The organism is Mycobacterium sp. (assembly GCF_050701675.1).
GTDB lineage: Bacteria > Actinomycetota > Actinomycetes > Mycobacteriales > Mycobacteriaceae > Mycobacterium.
Window position 1 is genome coordinate 1 of the sequence record NZ_JBOGDD010000456.1, and the last position, 7,861, is coordinate 7,861.

Annotated in this window: 6 protein-coding genes and 1 pseudogene; 6 read left to right on the plus strand and 1 reads right to left on the minus strand. The window is 68.4% G+C overall.

Features of this window, described 5'->3' with window-relative positions:
- Positions 1-355: pseudogene (locus tag ACRDUX_RS13770) on the plus strand (SPFH domain-containing protein); the annotation flags it as partial.
- The gene (locus ACRDUX_RS13775; protein WP_526414587.1) at positions 352-711 is read left to right on the plus strand and encodes a DoxX family protein; all 360 of its coding nucleotides are present in this window, start codon (positions 352-354) and stop codon (positions 709-711) included. The pseudogene ACRDUX_RS13770 and the gene ACRDUX_RS13775, both read left to right, overlap by 4 nt.
- On the opposite strand, the gene ACRDUX_RS13780 is transcribed toward ACRDUX_RS13775, so the two are convergent.
- A complete protein-coding gene (locus ACRDUX_RS13780; RefSeq protein ID WP_526414588.1) occupies positions 701-1,453 on the minus strand; it encodes a TVP38/TMEM64 family protein in 753 nt (250 codons plus the stop codon). The two genes, ACRDUX_RS13775 and ACRDUX_RS13780, sit on opposite strands and share 11 nt — an antisense overlap.
- A gap of 137 nt (positions 1,454-1,590) precedes the next feature.
- Here ACRDUX_RS13780 and mutA point away from each other — a divergent pair, with 137 nt between their 5' ends.
- The 4 genes from mutA to ACRDUX_RS13800 all read left to right on the plus strand — a co-directional run.
- On the plus strand, positions 1,591-3,504 hold the full coding sequence (gene mutA, locus ACRDUX_RS13785) for a methylmalonyl-CoA mutase small subunit (RefSeq protein WP_526414592.1): 1,914 nt from the start codon (positions 1,591-1,593) through the stop codon (positions 3,502-3,504).
- A 1-nt stretch (position 3,505) separates the two neighbouring features.
- Positions 3,506-5,857 carry a methylmalonyl-CoA mutase gene (scpA, locus tag ACRDUX_RS13790; RefSeq protein WP_526414589.1) on the plus strand — a complete coding sequence of 784 codons (2,352 nt, stop codon included), beginning with the start codon at positions 3,506-3,508 and terminating at the stop codon, positions 5,855-5,857.
- The gene (meaB, locus tag ACRDUX_RS13795; RefSeq protein WP_526414590.1) at positions 5,858-6,826 is read left to right on the plus strand and encodes a methylmalonyl Co-A mutase-associated GTPase MeaB; all 969 of its coding nucleotides are present in this window, start codon (positions 5,858-5,860) and stop codon (positions 6,824-6,826) included.
- A gap of 99 nt (positions 6,827-6,925) precedes the next feature.
- Positions 6,926-7,861, plus strand: a 936-nt coding sequence (locus tag ACRDUX_RS13800) for a serine hydrolase domain-containing protein (RefSeq protein ID WP_526414591.1), incomplete at its 3' end; no start/stop codon positions are given.

Genomic DNA, 7,861 nt, shown 5'->3' on the forward strand with positions numbered 1-7,861 from the left:
GGCCAAGGGCGAGGCGAACAAGGTCTGGATCGTGCCGAGCGACTTCGGCGCAGCGCTGCAGGGCTTCACCAAGATGCTCGGCGCGCCGGGGGAGGACGGCGTCTTCCGCTATACCCCGTCGCCGGTCGATGGCGACCTGCCCAAGCCGGAGGACGATTCCGCCGAAGTCGCCGAGTGGTTCAACACGAAGACCGATCCCGAGATCGCCCAGGCCGTCGCCCAGGCGGTCGCCGAGGCGCGGACTCCGGTCTCGGGCGCCATCGACGCGACGCGGCAGTACGCGCCGCTGTCACAGCAGGCCCAGTCGCCGGTGGTGGATTACGGCCAGCAGGCGCCGCGGCACGGCTCTCAGTGAGTGCGCTGACGTCCAGGGGGACGTACGCGGCGCTGGCCGCGATACAGGCCGGCGACGCGGTGGCGTGCGGATTGCAGATCCCGCCGATCAAGAAGGCGCTCGACGACGTCGGGCTGTCCGAGGACCTTCGGCCGGTGCTGCCGATCGTGAAGGGGGCCGCCGCGATCGGGCTGCTGTCGGTGTACCGGTTCCCTGCGCTGGCGCGGCTGACCACCTTCATGTGCACGGTGTACTTCGCGTTTGCCGTCGCCTTTCACGTCAAGGCCAGGGACTGGAGTCCCGGGCTGGTGACGGCGGCGTCCTTCCTCGGCCTGTACGGCACCCTGACCGTGAAGGGGCCCGCGGTCAGGGCGTGATGGCGGGCGCAGGCGTATCCGTTGCCTGCTCGTCGTCCTGTCGGACCACGTGGTGACGTCGATGGCTGCGGATCTCATAGATCAGGCCGGCGATGCCGATGCCTGCGGTGCACACCGACATCAGAAGCAGCAGCGGGCTGACGTTGCCGGTCAGCGCGTCGCCGAACACCACGATGGCCGCGGTGCCTGGCAGCAGTCCGACGACGGTGGCCAGCGTGTACGGCAGCACGCGGATCGCCGACGCGCCCGCGGCGTAGTTGAGCACCGAGAAGGGCACGACCGGGATCATCCGCATCGACAGGACCGTCGGCCAACTGCGTCGCTCGAGGCGGGCGTTCATGGTGTCGACGCGGGGATGCTCCACGAGCCGGTTCAGCTGCCATCCGGCGGCTCGCACCAGCAACAACGCGATGACGGAGCTCAGCGTGCTGGCCAGCAGCGCGATCCCGATGCCGAGCAGTGGGCCGAAGAGCAGCCCGGCGGACAGGGTGAAGGCGGTCCGCGGGAACGGAAGGACCGTGACGAGGACATGCGCGGCGAGGAAGGCCAGTGGGAACCACGGACCGAGTGACGTCGCCCAGTCGCGCAGCTGAAGCGCGGTCGGTAGCGGCACCAGCAGCACTAGTGCGACGAGAATCACAGCGACACCCGTGATGGCCGCGACGCGGCGCCTCGGGAGCTGCCTGGCCGTCGCGATTACGGCGGTACAGGCCGTGCGCAGCGTGCTGACGACGGGCTTCACGTTTTTCAAGAGTACGTGGCTCCCGCCGATGACCCCGGCTGACGCGGGCGTGGTTGCCCTACCGCCGGCAGATTGCGTGACGGCGATCATTTAGCCTGATGGACGGGTGGTTCGTCACACGCTGCGACAACAGGGAGATGCCGGTGTCCGTACAGGGGTCCAGTGCCAGCGCCGGCACCATGGAATCCGATCGCGAGAACTGGCGCGCCGCAGTTGCCGGTGTGCTGGCGAAGAGCAGCCGCAAGGATCCGGCCGACCTGGGTGCCGAACCCGAGCGACTCCTCGATTCGCCCACCTACGACGGCTTTCCGATACGCCCGCTCTACACCGGTCTCGACGCTCTTCCCGAACCTGCGCTCCCCGGTCAGTGGCCCTACGTGCGTGGCGGCGACGCGCTGCGCGACGTCAGGTCCGGATGGAAGGTGGCCGAGTCGTTTCCGCTGACGGGACAGTCCGCCGTCACCGACGGCAACGACGCGGTCCTGACCGCGCTGGCCGATGGCGTCAGCGCCCTGGTGCTGCGAGTCGGTGACGGGGCAAGCTCAGCGACGGGATGTGCTTCGGGCGGCGCCGACGTCACCGACCTCGACCGGATGCTCGAGGGCGTCTTCCTCGAGCTGGTGCCGGTGATCCTCGAGGCGGGTGCGGACTACGCGGCCGCCGCAGACGTACTGCTTGGCTTGCTGGCCGACTTCGACGCCGACAAGCGCAGTGGCCTGTCGGTCGACCTCGGCGCAGATCCGTTGACGGCAGCGCTGACCGGTCGGCCCGCGCCGACGATCGACGAGGTCATCGCCACGGCGGCAAGGGCAACGGGATTCGACGGCGGCGTGCGGGCGGTGACCGTCGACGGAGCCACCTTCCACGGTCTCGGCGCCAGTGCCTCCTGGGAGGTCGCCGGTGCCGTCGCGACGGGTGTGGCCTACCTCCGTCTACTCGGCGACGCGGGCGTCGCCGTGCCGGACGCGCTCGGGCAGATCGGGTTTCGATACAGCGCCGACGACGATCAATTCACGACCATCGCCAAGTTGCGGGCGGCGCGCCAACTCTGGGCCAGGGTGGCCGAGGTGGTGGACCATCCCGAGGCGGGCGCCGCGACGATCCACGCCGTCACGTCGCTGCCCATGATGGCTCAGCGGGATCCGTGGGTGAACATGCTGCGCACCACGCTCGCCGCGTTCGGTGCAGGCGTCGGCGGCGCTGACTCCGTACAGGTGTACGAGTTCGACAGCGCGATCGTGGGCGGATTGCCCGGTGTAGCAAGGACTTTCGCACGGCGAATGGCTCGCAACACCCAACTCCTGCTACTGGAGGAGTCACACGTCGGTCGCGTCATCGACCCCGGTGGCGGGTCGTGGTTCATCGAGGACCTGACCCGTCGCCTCGCCGAGGAGGCGTGGAAACACTTTCAGGACATCGAGGCCAGGGGTGGGTTCGTGGCGGCCCGCGACCACGTCGCCGCCAGGATCGCGGAGGTGCGGACCCGCCGCAGCGACGACATCGCGCATCGGCGCACCGCGCTCACGGGCGTCAACGAATATCCGAACCTCGCCGAAGCGCCCCTGCCGCAGTCCGATTCGCCCCAGACGGATTCGATTCCGGGCGTGGACAGGTACGCGGCGGGCTTCGAGTCGCTGCGCGACCGCTCCGATGCCCATCTCGCGGCTACCGGCGCCCGACCGAAGGCACTGCTGCTGCCGGTCGGCCCGCTGTCCGAGCACAACGTCCGCACCACGTTCGCCGCGAACCTACTGGCTTCCGGCGGCGTGGAGACCGTCAACCCAGGAACGGTGGATGCGACCGCGGTGGCGGCTGCGGTGGAGGCTGCGGGTCACCCCGTCGCCGCGGTGATCTGCGGAACCGACGCCCGGTACGCCACCGACGTCTCGGACGTCGTGAAGGCCGCTCGCGAGGCAGGTGTCTCGCACGTCTACCTGGCCGGCCCCGCGAAGGCCCTTGGGGATGCAGCGAGCCGCCCCGACGAATACCTGACCGCCAGGATCGACGCGATCGCCGCGCTGTCTACCCTGCTCACCCGATTGGGGGCCTGACATGACCTCATCCGATGTCGCCGCCGGAGCGGCTCCGGAGGCCGATGTCGCCGCCGGAGCGGCTCGGGAAGTCACACCCCGGACCATCGCCAGCTTTGCCGACGTGCCCCTGCACGATGAACGTGCGGGAGAACCCGCCACCGAGTCAGCCGTCGCGGAGCACGTCGCGGCCGCCGCGGCCGCGCACGGCTACACCCCCGACCAACTCACTTGGGCCACCCCGGAGGGTATCGACGTCCACCCGGTGTACATCGGCGCCGACCGCGACGCCGCGGTCGACGCCGGGTACCCACTGGACACGTTCCCCGGCGCCGCACCCTTCGTCCGCGGGCCGTACCCGACGATGTACGTCAACCAACCGTGGACCATCCGTCAGTACGCCGGCTTCTCCACGGCCGCCGAGTCCAACGCGTTCTACCGTCGCAATCTCGCGGCGGGGCAGAAGGGTCTGTCGGTCGCGTTCGACCTGGCGACTCACCGCGGTTACGACTCCGACCATCCCCGGGTGGCGGGCGACGTCGGAATGGCAGGCGTCGCAATCGACTCCATCCTCGACATGCGCCAGCTCTTCGACGGCATCGACCTGTCGACCGTGTCGGTGTCGATGACCATGAACGGTGCCGTGCTGCCGATTTTGGCCCTGTACGTCGCCGCCGCCGAGGAGCAAGGGGTGCCTCCGGAGAAGTTGGCGGGGACCATCCAGAATGACATCCTCAAGGAGTTCATGGTCCGCAACACCTACATCTATCCGCCGCAGGCGTCGATGCGGATCATCTCCGACATCTTCGGCTACACCAGCGTGAAGATGCCGAAGTACAACTCGATCTCGATCTCCGGTTATCACATCCAGGAAGCCGGAGCCACCGCCGATCTGGAGCTCGCCTACACGCTGGCCGACGGCGTCGAGTACATCAAGGCCGGCCTGGACGCGGGGCTGTCCATCGACAAGTTCGCGCCGCGACTGTCCTTCTTCTGGGGCATCGGCATGAACTTCTTCATGGAGGTCGCCAAGCTGCGCGCGGGCCGGCTGCTGTGGAGTGAGCTCGTCGGGCAATTCGATCCGAAGAGCGAGAAGTCCCTCTCGCTGCGCACGCATTCGCAGACGTCGGGTTGGTCGCTCACGGCGCAGGACCCGTTCAACAACGTCGCGCGGACGTGCATCGAGGCGATGGCCGCGACGCAGGGGCACACCCAGTCGCTGCACACCAATGCGCTCGACGAGGCATTGGCCCTGCCCACCGACTTCTCCGCCCGCATCGCGCGCAACACCCAGCTGCTGCTGCAGCAGGAGTCCGGCACCACGCGGCCGATAGACCCCTGGGGCGGTTCGTATTACGTGGAGTGGCTGACCCAGGCGCTCGCCGAGAAGGCGCGCGCCCACATCGCCGAGGTTGCCGAGCACGGCGGCATGGCACAGGCCATCGCGGAGGGCATCCCCAAGCTGCGCATCGAGGAGGCCGCGGCGCGGACCCAGGCCCGTATCGACTCCGGCGCTCAGACGGTGATCGGCATCAACAAGTACCAGGTCGACTCCGATCAGGAGGTCGAGGTCCTCAAGGTCGAGAACAGCCGGGTGCGCACCGAGCAGCTGGCCAAGCTCGCGCAGCTGCGCGCCGACCGCGACGAGACCGCCACCCAGGCGGCGCTGGCCGAATTGACAAGGGCGGCAGGGGCTTCAGGAAATACTGGGGAAGACGGCTTCGGCAACAACCTGCTGGCGCTCGCGATCGACGCCGCGCGCGCCAAGGCCACGGTCGGGGAGATCTCCGACGCCTTGGAGAAGGTCTACGGGCGCCACCAGGCCGAGATCCGCACCATCGCGGGCGTCTACCGAGACGAGGTGGGGAAGGTCAGCAACGTCACGCACGCAACCGAACTGGTCGAGAAGTTCGCCGAGGCGGACGGTCGCCGACCACGCATCCTGGTCGCGAAGATGGGACAGGACGGTCACGACCGCGGCCAGAAGGTGATCGCGACGGCGTTCGCCGACATCGGTTTTGACGTCGACGTCGGGTCGCTGTTCTCGACGCCGGACGAGGTGGCGCGCCAAGCCGCGGACAACGACGTGCACGTGGTGGGGGTGTCGTCGCTGGCCGCCGGCCACCTCACGCTGGTGCCCGCACTGCGCGATGCGCTCGCCGAGGTCGACAGGCCCGACATCATGGTCGTCGTCGGCGGTGTGATCCCACCGGGTGACTTCGAAGAGCTGTACGAAGCGGGCGCTACCGCGATCTTCCCACCAGGGACGGTCATCGCCGACGCCGCCATCGGCCTGCTGCAGAAGCTGGCCGAGCGGTTGGGCTACGAGCTCGGAGGGCAGGAGCGAAGCGACCCGGGAACCGACCTCGACTAGATGGATCCCTCCGAGCTCGCGCACGCCATCCGCAGCGGCGATCGTTCCGCCCTGCCGAGGGCCATCACCCTCGTCGAGTCGACCAGGGCCGACCATCGGGAGAAGGCCCAACGGCTGCTGATGGAGTTGGCGTCCGATGCGGGCAACGCCGTGCACATCGGCATCACCGGGGTTCCCGGGGTGGGCAAGTCGACGGCCATCGAGGCGCTCGGGATGTACCTCATCGAGCTGGGCCACCGGGTGGCCGTGCTGGCCGTGGACCCGTCGTCGACCAGGACCGGTGGTTCCATCCTCGGCGACAAGACGCGGATGGCTCGTCTGGCCGTTCATCCGGACGCCTACATCCGGCCGTCACCGACGTCGGGGACCCTCGGCGGGGTTGCCAAGGCCACCATGGAGACGATCGTCCTGCTCGAGGCGGCGGGTTACGACGTCGTCCTCGTCGAGACGGTGGGCGTCGGACAGTCCGAGGTGACGGTCTCCAACATGGTGGACACCTTCGTGTTCCTGACGCTCGCGCGCACCGGCGACCAGCTCCAGGGGATCAAGAAGGGCGTTCTCGAGTTGGCCGACGTCGTCGTGGTCAACAAGGCCGACGGCAGCCACGCCGTCGAGGCCAAGTCCGCCGCGCGTGAGTTGGCCGGGGCGATCAGGTTGCTCTACCCACGCGATACCCTTTGGCGCCCACCGGTTCTCACGATGAGCGCGCTCGAGGGAACTGGCCTCTCGGAGCTGTGGGACACGGTGCTCAAGCACCGTCGGGTACTCAGCGATGCCGGGGAGTTCGAGGCGCGCAGGCGCCGGCAGCAGGTCGAGTGGATGTGGTCGATGGTGCGCGACGCCGTGCTGGACAGGGTGACGTCCAACTCCGCCGTCAGGGCCATTCGCGCCGATCTCGAACAGCAGGTACGCGACGGTGCGCTCACGCCGGCGCTGGCTGCGCAGCAGATCCTCGACCTCGTCGGATGAGCGTCGAGGACCGGCAAGTGACGGTCAACGGGCCGATTCGCTAACGGATCGGTAACCCGGGCAAACATTTGCCGGGGTTCCAGGTAAATTACGTAGATTGTGACCCATGCAATACACGGGGAGCGCAGCGCGGCGCTCTCCCACGGTGCCGTAGACGCGGCACTACCGGGGAACGTTCGCGGCGCGGCGGACCCCAATTTCGCATGTGCCGTGCGGGCCTTCTCCCAACTCTTTCCTGGACGCCGCTTCGGCGGCGGTGCACTCGCGGTCTACCTCGACGGTCAGCCGGTCGTCGACGTGTGGACCGGATGGGCCGATCGCAGGGGAACCAGGCGATGGGAAGCCGACACCGCACCCATGGTCTTCTCGGCCACGAAGGGCATGGCCTCCACGGTCATTCATCGGCTGGCCGACCGTGGCCTCATTGACTACGACGCGCCGATGGCCGATTTCTGGCCCGCCTTCGCGGCCAACGGCAAGGCCAGTGTCACCGTCCGCGAGGTCATGGGTCACCGCGCGGGCCTGTCGCAGCTGAACGGCGCGAGCGGGACCGACCTCGTGGATCACCTCCTCATGGAGGAACGAATTGCCGCGGCGCCGATGGGTTGGCTGAAGGGCAGGCCCTCCTACCACGCGCTGACCTACGGCTGGCTGATGTCGGGACTGGCCCGCGCCGTTACCGGCCGGGGGATGCGCGAGCTGATTCGCTCCGAGCTGGCGCAGCCGCTGAATACCGATGGCCTGTACCTCGGTAGGCCACCCGCTACCGCGCCGACGCAACCCGCACGGATCATCGGGCCGCAGAGCAGGTTGCAGAATCCACTCTTCAACTTCATTGCGCCGCGCATCGCCGCTCTGCCGTTCTCGGGTGGCTTCGGTTCGATGTACTTCCCGGGGATGAAGGCCACCGTGCAGGGTGACATCTCGTTGCTCGATGCCGAGTTGCCTGCAGCGAACGGGGTTGCGACCGCGCGGGGGCTGGCCCGCATGTACGGTGCCATCGCCAACGGGGGTCGGGTCGACGGTACGCAGTTC

Bases quoted from the DNA above. Each gene is read 5' to 3' on its own strand.
- scpA (WP_526414589.1), top strand. From the start codon at position 3,506: ATGACCTCATCCGATGTCGCCGCCGGAGCGGCTCCGGAGGCCGATGTC.
- mutA (WP_526414592.1), top strand. From the start codon at position 1,591: ATGCCGGTGTCCGTACAGGGGTCCAGTGCCAGCGCCGGCACCATGGAA.
- meaB (WP_526414590.1), top strand. From the start codon at position 5,858: ATGGATCCCTCCGAGCTCGCGCACGCCATCCGCAGCGGCGATCGTTCC.